Source organism: Streptomyces sp. NPDC058671, assembly GCF_042716475.1.
In the GTDB taxonomy this organism is placed as follows: Bacteria; Actinomycetota; Actinomycetes; order Streptomycetales; family Streptomycetaceae; genus Streptomyces.
In genome coordinates this window covers 53182-72114 of record NZ_JBHXSA010000016.1, presented here as the reverse complement: position 1 = coordinate 72114, position 18933 = coordinate 53182, and the positions used below count along the sequence as shown (strand labels likewise).

The following is an 18933-nucleotide window of genomic DNA, read 5'->3' as shown; positions in this document are numbered from 1 at the left end:
CCGTATTCCGTGGTCAACGTGCCGGACGGGACCCGGCCGACGCCCCCGCGAAGACACCGGCCGGTCCCCTGCGGACCGCACCCCCCGGCCCGCCGGTCAGAGTAGGCTTACCTAACCATTCGCTCACCTCCGTGAAGGAGTCACATGCCAACGGGCGGACCGACGGGGGGACTTGTCCTCCGCCAAGCGATCAGAGGACAACGCCGCCGGATCATCGCGGCATCTCTGCTCGGCATGACCCACCAGGGCTGTGAGGCCCTGGTGCCGGTGGTCATCGGCGCCACCATCGACACGGCGGTGGCGACCGGGTCCTCCGACGCGCTCCTGCGCCTGCTGCTGCTCCTCGCCGTGCTCTTCCTGGTCCTGTCGACCTGCTACCGCACCAGCGCCCGGATCACCGAGGGCAGCGGCGAACTCGCCGCGCACCGGCTCCGGCTCGACCTCGCCGCACGGGTGCTGCACCCCCGGGGCGGAGCCGACGCGAACCGGCTCCCCGGCGCGCTGACCAGCATCGCCACCAACGACGCCCGGCGCGTGGGCTCGGTGGCCACCGTCATCTCGTACGGCGTGTCCGCCGTCGCCGCCCTCGTGATCAGCGCCGTCGCCCTCCTCAGGATCTCCGTCCCGCTCGGCCTGCTCGTCCTGCTCGGCATCCCGCCGCTCCTCTGGCTCGGGCACCGCATCAGCCGGCCGCTCGAACGGCGCAGCGAGACCGAGCAGGAGCGCGCCGCCCACGCCTCGGGCGTCGCCGCCGACCTCGTCTCGGGACTGCGGGTCCTCAAGGGCATGGGCGCGGAGTCGGCGGCCGTCGCCCGCTACCGCACCACGAGCCAGGACTCGCTGTCCGCCGCGCTGCGGGCGGCCCGCAGCCGGGCCGGCCACGAGGGCGCGATCCTCGCCCTGACCGGTGTCTTCATCGCCGTGATCGCCGTGGTCGGCGCGTACCTCGCGATGGACGGCACCATCAGCGTCGGCGACCTGGTGGCCGCCGTGGGCCTCGCGCAGTTCCTCCTCGGCCCGTTCCAACTGCTCACCTACGTCAACGCCGAGCTCGCCCAGGGCCGGGCGTCGGCCCGACGGATCGCCGAGGTGCTCGCCTCGCCCGTGAGCGTCGAGGACGGCCACGACGTGCCCGATAACCCCGCCGCCGGACACCTCGCCCTGCGCGGGGTGACCCTCGGCGCGCTCCGGGGCGTGGACCTCGAACTCCCGGCCGGCAGTCTGACCGGAGTCGTCGCCCGTGACCCGGCCGCCGCCCACGACCTCCTCGTCTGTCTGGCCCGGGAGGCCGACCCCGCAGAGGGAGCGGTGGAACTCGACGGCACGCCCCTGACCTCGCTCGACCCCGACGCCCTGCGCCGGGTGGTCCTCGTCGCCCACCACGACGCCGATCTGTTCGAGAGCACCCTCCTCGACAACGTCCGGGCCGGGGCCGACGACGGCTCCCCGGCGGTCGAGCGTGCCCTCGGGGCCTCGGCCGCCGACGACGTCGCCCGGCTCCTCCCCGACGGCGGGGACACCCTCCTCGCCGAACGCGGACGGTCCCTCTCGGGCGGCCAACGCCAGCGCGTGGCGCTCGCGCGGGCGCTCGCCGCCGACCGGCCCGTACTCGTCCTGCACGATCCGACGACCGCCGTGGACACCGTGACCGAGTCACGGATCGCCGCGCGGCTGCGCGAGGTCCGCCGGGACCGCACCACGGTCCTGGTCACCACGAGCCCCGCGCTCCTGGCCGTCACCGACCGGGTGGTCGTCCTGGAGGACGGCGCCGTACGGGCCGCCGGCCACCACACCGAACTCCTCGCCGCCGACGCGACGTACCGAGCGGCGGTGCTGGCATGACACCCGCCGAAGAGACGAAGGCCGCGAGCCCCGCCCAGGTCGCCGAAGGACGTACGAGAGAGACGGAAGAGACCATGGGCGGAAGCCGCCGGGACCGTGTCCTCCTGCCGACCGCCACCGGCGCCGAGTCCCTCGCGGCGCTCCGCGCCATGCTGCGCGGCCACCGGCTCCTCGCGGCGGGCGCGATCACCGTCCTGGTCGTCGGAACGGCCGTCGGACTCCTGACCGCTCCCCTGCTCGGCCACATCGTCGACCTCGTGGTGGACCGGAAGGGCGCCCCCGCCCTGACACTTCCGCTGGTACTGCTCGTCGTCGTCGCGGTCGCGCGGGGCGCGGCCGCCGCCGTCGGCAGCACCCTCGTGGCCCGGCTCGGTGAGACCGTCCTCGCGTCCCTGCGCGAGCAGTTCATCGAGCGGGCGCTCAGACTGCCGCTCGACCGCGTCGAGGCGGCCGGCTCGGGCGACCTCGTCTCCCGGGTCACCAGCGACGTGTCCATGATCGGGAAGTCGGTGCGGCAGGCCCTGCCCGAGTTCAGCCGTTCCGCCCTGACGATCCTGCTGACGTTCGTCGGACTCGCCGTCCTCGACTGGCGGTTCCTGCTCGCGGCGCTGCTCGCGGCGCCGGTCCAGGCGCTGTCGGTGCGCTGGTACCTGCGCCGCGCCGCCCCCGTGTACGGCGAGCACCGGATCGCGACCGGCGCGTTGCAGCACCAGCTGCTCGACAGCGTCGGCGGGGTCCGCACCGTACGCGCGTTCCGGCTGAACGGCACCCACGCGGAGCTGCTGGAACGGCGGTCCGAGGCGGCGCGCGACCTGGGGCTGCGGGGCATCCACATCGTCACCGGGTTCTTCTCGCGGCTCAACCTCGCCGAGTTCATCGGGCTCGCCGCGATGCTCGCCACCGGGTTCGTCCTGGTCGACCGCGGCTCGGTCAGCATCGGTACGGCGACGGCCGCCGCACTGTACTTCCACAGCCTCTTCAACCCGATCAACGCGACCCTGTTCCTCCTGGACGACGCCCAGTCGGCGGGGGCGAGCTTCGCCCGGCTGGTCGGTGTGTCGGACCTCCCCGCGGAGCGGGCGCCCAGCGGGCACCACACCCTCGCGGACGGCTCGGTCGAGGTGTCCGCGCTCAGCCACGCGTACGGCTCGGGGGCGCCGGTGCTCCACGAGGTCGGCCTGCGGGTGCGCAGCGGGGAGCGGGTGGCGCTGGTGGGGGCGAGCGGGGCCGGCAAGACCACCCTGGCCAAGCTCGTGGCGGGTGTCCACACGCCCACCGGGGGCTCGATCAGGCTCGGTGGGGTCGACGCCGGGGAGCTGGGACCGGCCGGGGTCCGCCGGGCGGTGGCGCTCATCAGCCAGGAGGTGCACGTCTTCGCCGGCTCCCTCGCGGACGACCTGCGGCTCGCCCGGCCGGACGCCGACGACGAGGCGCTGCACGCGGCGCTCGACCGGGTCGGGGCCCTGGAGTGGGCACGGGCGCTGCCCGAGGGACTCGACACGGTCGTCGGGGAGGGCGGGCACCGGCTGACGGTGACCCAGGCGCAGCACCTCGCGCTCGCCCGGCTCGTCCTCGCGGACCCGCCCATCGCGATCCTGGACGAGGCCACCGCCGACGCGGGGAGCGCCGGCGCCCGGATCCTGGAGGAGGCGGCCGCGCGCGCCCTCGAAGGCCGTACGGGACTGCTCGTCGCTCACCGGCTGCCGCAGGCGGCGGCCGCCGACCGGGTGGTCGTCCTGGATCAGGGCCGTGTGGTGGAGACCGGCACCCACGAGGAGCTGGTGGCGGCGGGCGGCCGGTACGCCGACCTGTGGGCGGCCTGGTCCGACAGCCGCCGGGACCCCGGGGAGAAGGTGCCCCGCCCGGCTGCGGACGCGGACGTCCCGGTCTCGCCGGCCCGCTGAGGGAAGTCCCCCGCGTACGGGAAGGGGGCGGCACGACGTCAGGTCGTGCCGCCCCCTTCCGCTGTCCCGTGGACGGTGGGCGGGCCGGGCAGGTCAGTCCTGCAGGGCGATGAGGCTCGCCGGGCGCAGGTCGGTCCAGTGGGCCTCCACGTACGCGAGGCAGCCCTCGCGGGTGTCCTCGCCGAACACGGTCCGCCACCCGGCGGGGATCTCGGCGAAGGAGGGCCACAGCGAGTGCTGGTTCTCGTCGTTGACCAGAACCACGAAGCGGCCCTGGGGGTCCTCGAACGGGTTGGTGCTCATGCGTTCTCACTCCTCTTGTGTGTCGTGCCGAACAGCTGGGACAGGGGCCGTTCGGGGTCGGTCGTCACGGTACGCAGCAGGGTCCGGAGTTCCTCGGCGAGCCGACGGGCCTTCGCCGGGCCGAGCCGGTCCGTCGCGTGGACCAGCGCGCAGTGCACGGGTCCCTCACCACGGGGTTCGTGGAATCCGAGGGTCAGTTCCGCCCGTGTCGAACCGGTGGGTACGGCGTGGAGCGCGCCCATGCCGCCCTCCAGTCGGTCCAGGTCCGCCTGCTCGTGGTGGATCACCATGACCTGCGGGCCCTCGGGTGGCAACCCGGCCGCCAGGAGCACCTCGTCGAAGGGCACGTCCTGCCGGTCGAGGGCGCTGAGGGCGGTCTCCCGTACCCGGGTCAGAAGTTCCGCGAAGGTCGGATCGCCGGCGGTGTCGGTGCGCAGCAGGACCGTGTTGAGGAAGCAGCCGACGAGCTCGGTGAGCTGGTCGTCGTCGCGGCCGGCGACCATCGTGCCGATGGGCAGGTCGGTGCCTGCGCCGTGGGTGGTGAGCAGCGCCGCGAGGGCGGCGTGCAGCACCATGAACATGCTGGTGCCGGTGGTCCGCGCCAGCCGGTCGACGTCCGCGTGCAGCCGCTCGTCGAGGACGAACTCGACGACCCCGGCGGCGCGGCGGCCGTCCCGGGCGGCGGGGGTGGCCTCCGCCTCGCTCGGCAGGGCCAGTTCGCGCGGCGCGTCCTTCAGTGCGCTGCGCCAGTAGGCGAGTTGGCGGCCGCCCCGGCTCTCGGGGTCGGTGAGGTCGCCGAGGACCTCACGCGCCCAGCGGGCGTAGTCGGTGTACGTGACGGGGAGCGGTCGCCAGTCGGGCGCCCGGCCGTCCGCGCGTGCGCCGTACGCCGTGGTGAGGTCGCGGAACAGGGGGACCACCGACCACTCGTCGACCGCCAGGTAGTGCAGGGTGAGCAGGACCGCCTGGGCGCCGTCGGGGCCGGTGAGCAGCCGGGCCCTGAGGGGGGCCTCCGCCTCCAGGTCCGGGGCCTGGGCGGCGAGTTCGGCGAGGCGGGCGTCCAGGTCCGCGCAGTCCTCCACGGCCAGGGCCGGGGCCTCGACGGGCCTGCGGACCAGGTTTCCGTCCTGTGTGGCGAAGGCGGTTCGGAGCGGTTCGTGACGGGTGGTCACGTCGTCGAGGGCGGCGGCGAGCGCGTCCGCGTCGAGGCCGCCGGGCGAGCGCAGGACCAGGGCGTGGTCGAAGCCGGGGCTGCGCCGGTACGCCTGCCACTGCCGGCGCTGGACGGGGGCCGCGGGCAGGTCGGCGCCCTCGGCGGCCGGGCCGTCGGCGGCCCGCAGCGCCGGGCGTGCGGCGGCGGCTGTGTCCAGCTTGCCGGCGATGCCGGCGACGGTCAGCGCGTCGAAGACGTCGCGGATGCTCAGTTCGACGCCGAACTCGGCGCGGATCCGGCCGAGGAGCCGCATGGAGGCCATGGAGTGACCGCCGAGGGCGAAGAAGCTGTCGTGCGCGCCGACGCCGTCGAGCTTGAGGATCTCGCAGAACAGGGCGGCGATCCGCGCCTGGGTCTCCGTCGCGGGACGGGCGTCGCCGGTCATGGCGGACCAGTCGGGCGCGGGGAGCGCCTTGTGGTCGAGCTTGCCGTTCGGGGTGAGCGGCAGGGGGCCGTCGAGCGGGACGACGAGGGCGGGGACCATGTACTCGGGGAGCAGCGCGGCGACGTGGGCGCGCAGTTCCTGCGGGTCGAGCCCAGGATGCCCATCGGCACCCGCACCCGTTCCCGTGCCCGGCTCGGGGACGGCGTAGCCGACGAGGCGGACGATGTCGCCGTCCCGGTCCGGCAGGACGGCGGCCTGGGCGACCGACGGGTGCCCCGCGAGGGCCGCCTCGATCTCGCCCAGTTCGATGCGGAAGCCGCGGATCTTCACCTGGGTGTCGACCCGCCCGAGGAAGTCGAGGTTGCCGTCGGCGCGCCAGCGGGTGCGGTCGCCGGTGCGGTACATGCGGCTGCCGGGGGTGCCGTACGGGTCGGCGACGAACCGTTCCGCGCTGAGCCCGGCCTGCCCGAGGTAGCCGCGGGCGAGGCCGCGCCCGGCCACGTACAGCTCGCCGACGACACCGGGCGGGACGGGGCGCAGGTGTTCGTCGAGGACGTAGCAGCGGGTGTTGGGGTCGGGCCGGCCGATCGGCACCCGGCCGGTGGCGCGGCCGCCGTGTTCGCGGGCCGGCCAGAGGGTGGAGTTGACGGTCGCCTCGGTGAGTCCGTACGCGCAGATCAGGTTCGCCGTGGCGCCGAAGCGTTCGAAGAGGTCCGGCGGCACGGTCTCGGTGCCGACCAGGACGGTCGACCCCTCGGGCAGGCGGCAGTCGGCGGGCAGCGCCGACACCAGGGACGGCGGCAGGATCATGTGGGTGATCCGCTGGTCGGCCAGGAAGTCGGTGAGGGCGGGTCCCGCGACGCGGGCCTCGTCGGTGATGAGGACGAGCCGTCCGCCGTGGCAGAGGGCCATGGCGAGTTCGAACACGAAGACGTCGAAGCCGATGGACGCGAACTGGAGGACGCGGCTGTCGTGTTCCAGGCCCATCCGGTCGACGGCGGTCGCGACGAGGCTGGCGATGCCCTCGTGCGGCACGACGACGCCCTTGGGGCGGCCGGTCGAGCCGGAGGTGTAGATGACGTACGCGGCCTGGTCGAGCCCCGCGGGGCCGCCCGGCGGGGGCGTCCCCGGCAGGGCGTCGAGTGCGGCGGCGGTGTCGGGGGCGTCGAGGAGCAGCACCGGGACGCCGGGCACGTCCGGGATCTTGCCGGCGACGGGCTCGGTCCCGACGACGACGGCCGCGCCGGAGTTCCGGATCATGTAACTGAGGCGGTCGCCCGGATGGACGAGGTCGAGCGGCAGGAACGCGGCGCCCAGCTTCAGGGCGGCGAGGACCGTGGCGACCATGTCCACCGAGCGGGGTACGGCCACGCCCACGACGCTCTCGGCGCCGACGCCGTGCGCGGCGAGCAGCCGGGCGAGGCGGTCGGCGCGGTCGTCGAGCTGCGCGTACGTCACCGAGCGGGAGCGTTCGACGACGGCGACCGCGTCGGGGCGCTCGGCGACCCGGCGGGCGAAGAGCGCCGGCAGGGTCTCCTCGTCGACGTCACGGGGCGGCCCGTTGAAGCCTTCGAGGACGAGACGGTGCTCGTCGTCGGTGAGGATGCCCGCCCGGGACAGTGGCTGGTCGGGGGCGGCGACGAGGGCTTCGACGAGCCTGCGCAGACGGTCGCCGACGCGCTGGGCGGTCTCCCGGTCGAAGAGTTCGGTGGAGAACTCGATACGGCAGCCGAGCGAGTCGCCGGATCCGTCGGCCGTGGTGTGCTCGGTGAAGCTGAACACGAGGTCGAACTTGGCGGTGCCGATCCGGTGCGGCAGGAAGTCGGCCCGGAGTCCGGGAAGCCGCAGTGTGTCGTCCGTACGGGCGTGGTGGCCGACCATCACCTGGAAGAGCGGGTTCCGGGAGAGGGAGCGGGTCGGGTTGAGCTTCTCCACGACCGCCTCGAACGGCACGTCGGCGTGGGAGAAGGCGGCGAGGTCGGTCTCGCGGACCCGGGCGAGGAGGTCGGTGAAGCTGGGGTCGCCGCCGAGGTCGGTGCGGAGCACCAGGGTGTTGACGAAGAAGCCGACGAGGTCGTCGAGTGCCTCGTCGCCGCGTCCGGCGATGGGCGCGCCGAGGGGGATGTCGGTGCCCGCGCCGAGCCGGTGGAGGAGCGCCGCCACGGCCGCGTGCACCACCATGAACATACTGGCGCCGGTGTCCCGTGCGAGCCGCCTGAGGCCTTCGTGCAGCGGAGGGTCGAAGGTGATGTCGATCTCGGCGCCGGTGAACGCCGGGCGGGCGGGCCGGGGCCGGTCGGTGGGCAGGTCGAGTTCCTCGGGGGCGCCGGCCAGGGCCGTCCGCCAGTGCTCCAGCTGCCGGGCGGCGAGGCTGTCCGGGTCGGCGGGGTCGCCGAGGAGGCGCTGCTGCCAGAGGGCGTAGTCGGCGTACTGGACGGGCAGCGGCTCCCATGCGGGTGCGGCGCCGCCGAGGCGGGCCGTGTAGGCGGTGGTGAGGTCGCGCAGGAAGGGGCGGTCGGACCACTCGTCGGTGGTGATGTGGTGGAGCAGCAGCACGACGACGTGCTCGTCGGGCGCCACCTCCACGACGGTGGCGCGGATCGGGAGTTCGGCGGCGAGGTCGAAGGGCCGTCGGACGGCGGCGTCCACGATGCCGGGGACCTCGTCCTCGGTGGCGCGCAGGTGCTCCACGACGGGGGCGGCCGAGCCGGCGGGCAGGATCCGCTGGTAGGCCTGCCCGTCGCGTTCGGTGAACAGCGTGCGCAGTGCCTCGTGGCGGGCGGTCACGTCGGCGAGGGCGGCGCGCCAGGCCTCCCGGTCGAAGGAGCCGCGCACGCGCATGACCAGGGGGAAGTTGTACGCGGCCGAGGTGCACTCGATCTGCTGGATGACCCAGAGGCGCTGCTGGGCGTGGGAGAGCGGCAGTTCGTCGGGGCGCTCGACCCGGGCGAGCGCCGGGCGGGCGGCGCCGCGCGAGGCGGTCGCGCGCTCCACGAGTTCGGCGACGGTGGGCGCCTCGAACAGGTCGCGGATCGCCAGCTCGGCCTGGAGCGCGGTCCGGGCGCGGCTGACGAGCCGGGTGGCGAGCAGCGAGTGTCCGCCGAGGTCGAAGAAGTCGCTGTCGATGCCGACACCGCCCTCGGCCAGGCCCAGTACCTCGGCGAAGAGCCCGCAGAGGGTCTCCTCCTCCGGGGTGCGGGGGGCGCGGCCGGTGCCCGTGGCGGTGGGGTCGGGGGCGGGCAGGGCCTTGACGTCCAGCTTGCCGTTGACGGTCAGCGGCAGGGTCGGGACGGTGACCAGGGCGGACGGGACCATGTAGTCGGGGAGTCCGGCCTTGAGGTGCTCGCGCAGGCGCTGGACGAGGTCGGCGTCCGGCTCTCCGCCGGAGGTGCCGGCCTCCGGTACGACATAGCCGATCAGACGCTTGGTGCCCGCGGTCTCCTGGACGACGACGGCGGCGTGGGCGACCTCGGGGTGCGCGGACAGGGCCGTGGAGATCTCGCCGAGTTCGATGCGGTACCCGCGGATCTTGACCTGGTCGTCGGTGCGGCCGAGGAAGTCGAGCAGGCCGTCGGGGCGCTGTCGTACGAGGTCGCCGGTGCGGTACATGCGCTCGCCGGGCTCACCGTACGGGTCGGCCACGAAGCGCTCCGCGGTGAGCGCCGGCCGGTCGTGGTAGCCGCGGGCGAGACCGGTTCCGGCGATGTACAGCTCGCCGGGGCAGCCCGGGGGGACGGGCCTCAGCATGGCGTCGAGGACGTGGGCGCGGGTGTTGCGGATGGGCCTGCCGACGGTGGGCGTGGCGCTCTCGGTGGTGGAGCCGCCGAGGGTGTTGATCGTGTACTCGGTCGGGCCGTACAGGTTGTAGCCGTACGTGCCCTCGGTGTCGCGCAGCCGGGTCCAGACCGTGTCGGACACGGCTTCGCCGCCGAGCAGGACCAGGGCGGGACGGTGCTTCCCCGTGGACTCGTCCCGGTCCAGGAGGCCCTGCTCGATGAGCAGTTGGGCGTAGGTCGGCGTCACGTTGACCACGTCGACGCGGTGGGCGTCGCAGTAGGCGACCAGGGCCTCGGCGTCGCGGCGGAGCTCCTCGTCGCAGACGTGGACCTCGTGGCCCTCGACGAGCCAGAGCAGTTCCTCCCACGACATGTCGAAGGCGAAGGAGACGGTGTGCGCGATGCGGAGGCGTCGCCCGCCGGCGGAGGCGATGGCCGGGTCGAAGATCTCCTTCTGGTGGTTGAGCTGCATGTTCGTCAGTCCCCGGTAGGGGGTGACGACGCCCTTGGGGCGGCCGGTGGAGCCGGAGGTGTAGATGACGTACGCCGGGAACTCCAGGCGGTCCGGCACTCCGTGGGCGAACGCGGGCCGTTCGGCGTCGGTGATCCCGTCGCCGGACAACGCGGCCAGTTCCCCGGTCACGTCCGGGTCGTCGAGGAGGAGTTCGGGGGCGACGGGGCCGTCCGCGCGGCGCAGCGTGGGGGCGACGCCGGTCGTGGACACGAGGCAGAGCGGCCCCGTGTCCTCGGCCATGAGCCGCAGCCGGTCGGCGGGGTGGTCGAGATCGAGCGGCAGGTAGGCGGCGCCGGTGCGCAGGACGGCGAACAGCGCGGCGACCATGTCGATGGACCGGGGCAGCGCGAGCGCCACGACCTTCTCGGGGCCGGCGCCCCGGGCGAGAAGCAGCCGGGCGAGCCGGTTGACGTGCGCGTCGAGTTCGGCGTACGTGAGGGCGCGGTCGCCGAAGACGAGGGCGACGGCGTCGGGGGTACGGGCGACCTGGGCGGTGAGCATGTCGGCGACGGTCTCGTCCGGCACCGGCTCGCGGGTGGCGTCGCGGCCGGTGGCGAGGGCGGCCCGCTCGCCGGGGAGGAGCAGGTCGACGCCGACGGTCCGTACCGTCCCGGCGGCCGGTCCGGCGAGGGCCTCGCCGAGGCGGTCCAGGATCGTGGTGAACCGGGTGAGGAGGGTGGTGGCGGCCTCGGCGTCGAAGAGGTCGGGCCTGGCGGCCAGGGTGATCCGGAGCCGGGTGCCGGGCGTGACGATGAGGGTGAGGGGGAAGTGGGTGCCGTCCACGTTGGACACGCCGGTGATGCCGTGCCGCTCGCGGAGGGCGGCGGCCCGGTCCTCGCCGTCGGCCGAGCGGAGCACGAACAGGGTGTCGAAGAGCCTGCGGTGTCCGGACTCCTGCTGGAGCGTGCCGAGCCCCACGTACTCGTACGGCATGACGGCGGCGCGCTCGGACTGCATCCGGCGCAGCAGGTCGAGCAGGGGCTCGTCGGGGGCGAACGCGACCCGGGCGGGAATCGTGTTCAGGAACATGCCGATGATGCCGGCGACGTTCGGGACGTCCGCCGGGCGGCCCGCGACCGCCGTGCCGAAGGCGACGTCGCCGCGGCCAGTCGTCGCGGAGAGCACCAGGGCCCAGGCCGCGTTGAGGACGGTGTTCACGGTGAGACCGTGCCGGCGGGCGGCGGCCCGCAACCGGTCGCCGGCCTCCCGGGTGAGGTGGGCGTCGAAGTCCACCGGGATGACCGGGCCGGTGTCGCGCCCGGTCGGGGCGAGCAGCGTCGGCTCGTCGAAGCCCGCGAGCGCCCGGCGCCAGGCGTCGAGGGCGACGGTGGTGTCCTGCGCGTCCAGCCAGACGAGGTGGTCGCGGTACGACCCCGGCAGCGGCAGGCCCGTGGGGTCGCCGGCCCGCTCGTACAGGGTGAAGAGTTCCTCCAGGAACAGCCAGGCGGACCAGCCGTCCCAGAGGATGAGGTGGTGGGTGACGACGAGCCGGTCCCGGCCGTCACCGAGCCGGATGAGGAGCAGGCGGCAGAGCGGCGCGGCGGACAGGTCGAAGCGCTGCCTGCGGTCGGCGGCGAGCAGCTCCTCGGTGCGGGCCCGCTGTTCGTCGGCGGGGAGCGCGGAGAGGTCGGCCTCCACGAGGGGGATCTCGGCGCCGTCCACGATGAACTGGACGGGGCGGGGCAGGCCGTCGCTGGTGAAGCCGGCGCGCAGACCGGTGTTGCGGTCGAGGAGGGTCCGGCAGGCGGCCCGCAGCCGGTCGGTGTCGATCCGGCGGTCGAGGTCCAGGGTCTCCTGGGACTGGTAGACGTCGAGTGCGTCGCCGGCGTCGTAGGTGGCGTGGAAGTACATGCCCTCCTGGAGCGGGGAGAGCGGCCAGATGTCCGCGACGGGGAGGCCGGCGGCGGCGTGGACCCGCGCGGTCTCCTCGGGGGTGAGTTCCGGGGAGAGTTGCGGCCCGACCGGAAGGGCGGGTTCCGGGGTCGCGGGCGCGGGGGGCGCGGCGGCGGTCAGCTGGTCGAGCAGGGCCCGCAGGGCGGGGTCGACGGCGGCGCCGGACTGCTGCTGGAGCGCCAGGACGGCCTGGAGGGCGGCGGCGGCCTGCCCGGCGTCGGAGGCGGAGACGGTCACGCCGTCTGCGTGCACGGGTACCTCGGGTGTCTCGGACGAGTCGGGGGCCGGGGGTGCGTCGGCGCCCCCGTGGGCGGTCGCCGCGGCGGCGAGGGCGGCGGGGGTACGGCACGCGAACACGTCACGGGGGCTGAGCGTCAGCCCCTTCTCACGCGCGCGCGTGGCGACGGTGATCGAGCTGAGGCTGTCGCCGCCGAGCACGAAGAAGTCGTCGTCGACGCCCGTCCCCGGCACACCGAGGACGTCGTCGAAGATCGCGCACAGGGCACGCTCGCGCGCGTCGCGGGGTGCGCGTCCGCCGGTCCGGGGCGCGGCCTCGGGGGCGGGCAGGGCCTTCTGGTCGAGCTTGCCGCTGGGGGTCAGCGGCAGTTCGGCGAGGACGACGACGGCACTCGGCACCAGCGCGGCGGGCAGCGCTTCGGTGAGCGCGCCGTGCAGGGCCTCGGTGGTGGGGGCGGCGCCGGGAGCGGGGACGGCGTATCCGACGAGGGCGCCTTCACGGACGACGACGGCGGCGCGGCTCACACCGGGCAGCGCGGCGAGGGCCGTCTCGATCTCGCCCGGTTCGACGCGGTTGCCGCGGATCTTGACCTGCCGGTCGGTGCGGCCGAGGTACTCGACGGCGCCGTCCGCGCGGCGGCGCACCAGGTCGCCGGTGCGGTACATCCTCTCCCCCGGCGCGCCGAACGGATCGGCCACGAACCGCTCGGCGGTCAGTCCCGGCCGGTCGTGGTAGGCGCGGGCCAGCTGGACACCGGCGAGGTACAGCTCGCCCGGGACCCCGTCCGGTACGGGACGCAGGCACGGGTCCAGTACGTGCAGCCGGGTGTTCCACACGGGCCGGCCGATCGGAACGGCCGGCTCGCCACCGCCCTCGTACGCGAAGGACGTGACGTCGACGGCGGCCTCGGTGGGTCCGTACAGGTTGTGCAGCGGTACGGGCGTGCTGCGGGAGCGGGAGGTCAGCTCCCACCAGCGCCGGGCGTCGGCGCCGGTGAGTGCCTCGCCGCTGCAGAAGACCCTGCGGAGGCTCGCCGCCCAGTCGGGCCGGGGGCCGGGGGCGGTCTCCATGACCTGGACGAAGGCGGCCAGCATCGATGGGACGAAATGGGTGGTGGTGATGCGCCGGTCGGCCATCAGACGGGCCAGGTAGGCCGGGTCGCGGTGGCCGTCGGGGCGGGCGAGGACGACGGTCGCGCCCTCGGTCAGCGCCCAGAAGAACTCCCACACCGACACGTCGAAGCTGGACGGGGTCTTCTGGAGCACCCGGTCGTCGGCGGTCAGCCCGTAGGCGCTCTGCATCCAGGCGAGCCGGTTGACGACGGCCCGGTGGGTGACGGCGACGCCCTTGGGACGGCCGGTGGAGCCCGATGTGTAGATCAGGTACGCGGGGTGGTCGGGGCCCGCGGCCCGTACCGGGGTGCCGGGAGCGGAGGTGTCGTCCTCGTGTGCGTGCTCCTGCGCGTACTCCTCGGAGTGCTCCCGCGCGTGCACTTCCGCGTGCTCCTCCGCGCCGACGACGAGGGGCTCCAGGTCGGGTACGTCGGGCAGGCGGCCGGCGGCCCCGGTGGTCGTGACGACGAGCCGCGCGCCGGAGTCGGCCAGCATGAACGCCACCCGGTCGGCAGGGTAGTCGAGGTCGACGGGCAGGTAGGCGGCGCCCGCCTTGAGGACGCCGAGCAGCGCGACCATCAGCTCGGCCGAGCGCGGGACGGCGACGGCGACGTACTGTTCCGGGCCGGCGCCGCGCGCCCGGAGGCGTCGGGCCAGGGACTCCGCGCGGCGGTCGAGTTCGGCGTAGCTGAGGGTGGTGTCCTCGAAGACGACGGCGGGGGCGTGCGGGGTGCGGGCCGCCCACGCGGCGAAGAGCGAGGCGAGGGTCGCCTCCGGCACGGGGTGCGCGGTGGCGTTGAGCGCGGTGAGGTGCTCGCGTTCGCGGGTGGACAGCAGGTCGGTGCGGGCGACGGTGCGGTCGGGTTCGGCGACCAGGGTCCGCAGCAGGGCCGTGAACCGGTTGGCGAGGACGGCCACCGTCACCTGGTCCAGGCGGGCCGCGTCGTGCTTGAACCGGAGCAGGAGACCCGTGTCGGAGGGCTCGACGACGAGTGCGAGCGGGTAGTGCACGGCGTCGAGGACCTCGGCACCGATGACGAGGGGCTCGCCGGCGCCCTGACCGGCCGCGCGCTCCCCGGTGGGGTAGTTCTCGAAGACCACGAGGGTGTCGAAGAGGTCGCCGCCGCCCGCGAGCCGCTGGATCTCGGCGAGTCCGAGGTGCTGGTGGTCGAGGAGGGCGGAGTGCTCGTCCTGCACGCGGTGGAGGAGTGCGGTGAGCGTCTCCTCGGGGCGGAGGGTCACCCGGGCGGGGACGGTGTTGATGAACAGGCCCACGGCGGAGTCGAGTCCCGGGACCTCGGTCGTCCGCCCGGACACGGTGGTGCCGAAGACGATGTCCTGACCGCCGGTGAGACCGCCGAGCAGCAGACCCCACAGACCGTGGAAGACGCTGCTCAAGGTCAGTCCGTGGGTCCTGGCGTACGCGGTCAGCGCCTCGGTGAGGTCGTGGGGCAGCCGGGTGTCGACCCGCTCGGGTCGGACGGGGCCCTGCGGTTCGCCGTCCGGGATGGGGGGTGCGGGGAGCCGGGTGGACAGCGCGGGGAGTCGGGTGGGCGTCTCGAGTCCTTCGAGCGCCCGGCGCCAGGCCTCCCTGGCGGTGTCGCGGTCCCGGCCCGCCAGCCAGGAGAGGTACGGCCCCGGGTCCGTCGGCACGGGCAGTTCGACGCCCCGGTAGGCGGCGGTCAGTTCCCGCAGGAGGACGGAGACGGACCAGCCGTCGGCGACGATGTGGTGCAGGGTGAGCAGGAGCCGGTGACGCTGTCCGTCCTCGATGAAGGTGGCGCGCAGCAGCGGCGGCCGGTCGAGGTCGAACGTTTCGGCACGGTCGGCGCGGAGGATGTCCTCCAGGCCTGTCGCGGCGGTGTCCGCCTCCCGCCACGGAAGGTCGACGCGGTCGGCGAGCCGCTGGACGACGGCGCCGCCGGGCAGCTGGCGGAACGAGGCGCGCAGCAGCGGGTGCCGGTCCAGCAGCAGTTGGAGGGCGGCGCGGAGCCGGTCCGGTGCGACGGGGCCGGCCAGGTCGAGGAGTTCCTGCACGAGGTAGAGGTCCGCGGACCGGCCGTCGTACTCCGCGTGGAAGAAGAACCCCTCCTGGAGCGGGGAGACCGGCAGCGCGTCCCGGTCGAGGTGCACCTCCTGCGGTGCCGGGGCGGCGACGGACCGGCCTGCGGTCCTGGCGAGGGCCGCCACGGTCCGGCCCCGGAACACGTCACGCGGGGTGATCGCGAACCCGGCGTCGCGGGCCCGGTTGACGAGCTGGATGGCGACGATGCTGTCGCCGCCCAGCTCGAAGAAGCTGTCGTGGACGCCCACCGACGGCAGGCCGAGGACGTCGGCGAACAGTGCGGCGAGAACGGTCTCGGCGGGTGTGCTCGGGGTGCCTGTGCCGGTCATCGACGTCCAGCCGGGCTCGGGCAGCGCCTTGGCGTCGAGCTTGCCGTTGGGGGTCAGCGGCAGGGGGCCGTCGAGGACGACGACCGCCGAGGGCACCATGTGGTCGGGCAGCGCGTCCGTCACGCGCGCGCGTGCGGCGGCCACCACCGCGTGGGTGGAGGCGTCGGCCTCGATCGCCGTCACGGCCGGGGCCCCGGACGCTGTTCCGGCCTGAGCCGCGGTCCCGGTCCGGGCCTCCGCCCCGGTACGGGCCTCCGCCCCGGTACGGGCCTCCGCCCCGGTACGGGCCTCGGCCCCCGTCTCCGTCCCGCTCCGGGTCTCCCCCTCCGCCTCCGTCCCGGTCTCCGGGACCAGGTACGCGACGAGTCGCTTGACGCCCCGATGGTCCTCGCGGGCGAGGACGGCGGCCTGGGCGATGCCCGGACAGGCCATGAAGGCGCTCTCGATCTCGCCCGGCTCGACCCGGTGCCCACGGATCTTGATCTGGCCGTCGGCGCGCCCGAGGAACTCCAGGTTGCCGTCGGCGGCCCAGCGGACCCGGTCACCGGTGCGGTACATCCGGGTGCCGGGGGCGCCGTACGGATCGGCGACGAACCGTTCCGAGGTCAGCGCCTCGCGGCCCAGGTAGCCGCGCGCGAGGCCGCGCCCGGCGACGTACAGCTCGCCCTCCGTCCCCACGGGGACGGGCCGGAGCGCCGTGTCGAGCACGTACGCGCGGGTGTTGGGGTCGGGTCGGCCGATGGGCGCGGGGCCGGGCCGGTCGGGGTCCGCGATCCAGAGCGTGGAGTTGACGGTGGCCTCGGTGAGGCCGTAGGCGACGACGACGCGGAGCCGTCCGTCCCAGCGGGCGATCAGTTCGCTCGGGACGGCTTCGGTGCCGACGACGAGTACCGCGCCGTAAGGGAGTTCGCACTCCTGGGGCAGCGCGGAGACGAGCGACGGCGGCAGGATCATATGAGTGGCCCGGTGGCGGGCGACGTACTCGGTGAGCGCGGGACCCGCGACGCGGCGTTCGGCGGGGACGACGATGATCCGTCCGCCGACGCAGAGCGACATGACCAGGTCCCACACCGTCACGTCGAAGCCGACGGAGGCGAACTGCACGACCCGGCTCTCGGCGGTGATGCCGATCCGGTCGGTGGCGGTGGCGATGAGGCTGCCGACGCCGTCGTGCGGGACGACGACGCCCTTGGGGCGGCCGGTGGAGCCGGAGGTGTAGATGACGTACGCGGCCTGGTCGAGGGCGACCGGCGGCAGCGGCTCGGGGTCGGCCGGGGCGGCGAGGGCGTCCACGGTGGCCGGCGTGTCGAGCGGCAGCAGGGTCACGCCGGCGGCCTCCGGGAGCCCGTCGGCGAGTTCGCGCACGGTGACGACGGTGCGCGCCCCGGCGTCGGCCAGCATGTAGGCGATGCGGTCCTGGGGGTGGTCCGTGTCCAGGGGCAGGTAGGCGGCGCCTGCCTTCATCACGGCGAGCAGGGCGACGACGAGTTCCGGTGAGCGGGGCAGGGCCACGCCCACCACGTCCTCGGCTCCGACGCCCCGGGAGCGGAGCAGGCGGGCGAGCCGGTCGGCGGAGTCGTCGAGCGCGGCGTACGTGAGTTCCCGGTCCTCGCAGACGAGCGCGACGGCGTCGGGGGTGCGACGGACCTGCCGTTCGAAGGCGGCGGGCCAGGACAGCTCCGGCGCCTCGCGCGGAGCGGTGCCGAACCGGTCGAGCAGCAGGGACCGTTCTGCCTCTGAGGTGAGTTCGATGCGGCCCACGGGGCGGTCGAGGTCCTCGGTGAAGGTGTGCAGCAGAGTGAGGAAGCGGCGCTCGTGGTCCGCGAGCGCGGTCGCGTCGCAGACGTCGGCGTCCACGTCGAGGTGGAGGGTGACTCCCCGGCCCCCGGGGCCCTCGGCGAAGCTGAACGCCAGGTCGCTGACGGGTCCGAGCCACTCGGGGCGCAGTTCGGTCTCGTGGTCGTCGAAGCGCAGGTCGCCGGTGCGGGGCAGGATGTTGACGGTGGGGCCGACGAGTTCCGGCACGCCGTCGGGCAGGCCGAGTTCCCTGGCGAGTTCCTCGGCGCGGTAGCGGCCGTGCGCGACGGCGTCGGCGACGGCGTCGCGGACCTGCGCGACGAGGGCGGCGCCGGTGGTGCCGGGGCGGACGGTGAGGCGCAGCGGGACGATGTTGGACACCATGCCGGGGGTGTGCGCGGTGGCCTCGTCGTCGCGGGCGGCGACCGGCAGTCCGAGGACGAGGTCCTGTTCGCCGCGGGCGCGGTGCAGATGGGCGGCGACGGCGGCGACCAGGACGCGGGAGGGACGTACACCCGCGCGTCCGGCGGCGGCGTCCAGCCGCTGGAGGGTCTCCGGGGTCAGCTCGGTGGTGCGCCTGAGCCGGCGGGCCATGGGGGACGCGGCGCGCTCGACGAGCCGTACGGGCTCGGTGCGGCCGGCCATGCGCTCCAGCCACCAGGCGCGGTCGACGGCGTGCCGCTCGGAGGCGCGGTACGCGCGGTCGGCGGCGACGAGGCGGGCGAGGGAGGCGTGGGCCCGGACCGGGGAACCCGTGACCGCATCCAGCGCACGGGCCGGGCCGGACCCCTGCCCCACCGGCAGCTCCCCCGCCGGGCCGGACCCCTGCCCCACCGGCAGCTCCCCCGCCGTGCCGGACCCCTGCCCCACCGGCAGCTCCCCCGCCGTGCCGGACCCCTGCGCCACGGGTGGCGCACCGGCCGTACGGGGCCCTCCCGCCGTGTAGAGCTCGCCCGCGCGCCGGGTGATCAGGGCGGCGCCCCTGCCGTCCATCACGATGTGGTGGTAGCGCTGGCACCACAGGACCCGGTCGTCGGCGAGGCGCAGCAGGGCGTGGGCGAAGAGCGGGTCGTGGGCCAGGTCGACGGGCCGGTCGCGGTCGGCGGCGATCCACGCGGCGGCGGCCTCGTCGGGGTCCGCGACGGCGCGCAGGTCGACGACGGGGAGGTCGATCGGGACGGTACGCGGGGTCTGGCGCGGCCCGTCGTCGCCAAGGGTGACACGGACATGGAGGCACTCGGCCTCCTCCAGGGCGCGGCGGACGCCGGTGGTGAGGCGGTGGAGGTCGACGGGGCCGCGGAGGTGGAGCGCGAACACGATGTTGTAGGCGGAGCTGTCCGGTTCGATCTGCTGGGCCAGCCAGATGCCGGATTGCCCGCCGGTGACGGGGAGGCCGGAGGTGGACTTCCGGTCCGACTCGACGTCAAACATCGTACGAAGTGGCCTTTCCCTGGGGGTGCGTGGCGGAGGCGGCCCAGGAGACGGCGACGGCGTGGCGAGGTTCCACCACGCCGTCGGTCGGGTCAGCTCCTGGCTGGTGGCGCGTCAGCTGGTGGGCGGCG

The 18933-nt window shown here is 74.7% G+C and carries 4 protein-coding genes; 2 read left to right on the top strand and 2 right to left on the bottom strand.

Going from position 1 to position 18933, the window contains the following annotated elements:
- Positions 1 to 144 precede the first annotated feature (144 nt).
- Entirely contained in the window at positions 145 to 1842 is a 1698-nt protein-coding gene (locus ACFWV2_RS20795; RefSeq protein WP_384406452.1) for an ABC transporter ATP-binding protein, read from the top strand.
- Positions 1839 to 3746 carry an ABC transporter ATP-binding protein gene (locus ACFWV2_RS20790; protein ID WP_384406451.1) on the top strand — a complete coding sequence of 636 codons (1908 nt, stop codon included), beginning with the start codon at positions 1839 to 1841 and terminating at the stop codon, positions 3744 to 3746. The genes ACFWV2_RS20795 and ACFWV2_RS20790 overlap by 4 nt, the downstream gene beginning before the upstream one ends.
- A gap of 93 nt (positions 3747 to 3839) precedes the next feature.
- Here ACFWV2_RS20790 and ACFWV2_RS20785 read toward each other — a convergent pair whose 3' ends face one another.
- Together ACFWV2_RS20785 and ACFWV2_RS20780 are read right to left on the bottom strand one after the other, a co-directional pair.
- Positions 3840 to 4049, bottom strand: coding sequence for an MbtH family protein (locus ACFWV2_RS20785; RefSeq protein WP_360790509.1), 210 nt, complete (start codon positions 4047 to 4049; stop codon positions 3840 to 3842).
- Positions 4046 to 18802 carry an amino acid adenylation domain-containing protein gene (locus tag ACFWV2_RS20780; RefSeq protein ID WP_384406450.1) on the bottom strand — a complete coding sequence of 4919 codons (14757 nt, stop codon included), beginning with the start codon at positions 18800 to 18802 and terminating at the stop codon, positions 4046 to 4048. Before ACFWV2_RS20780 ends, ACFWV2_RS20785 begins: the two co-directional genes overlap by 4 nt.
- Positions 18803 to 18933 lie beyond the last annotated feature (131 nt).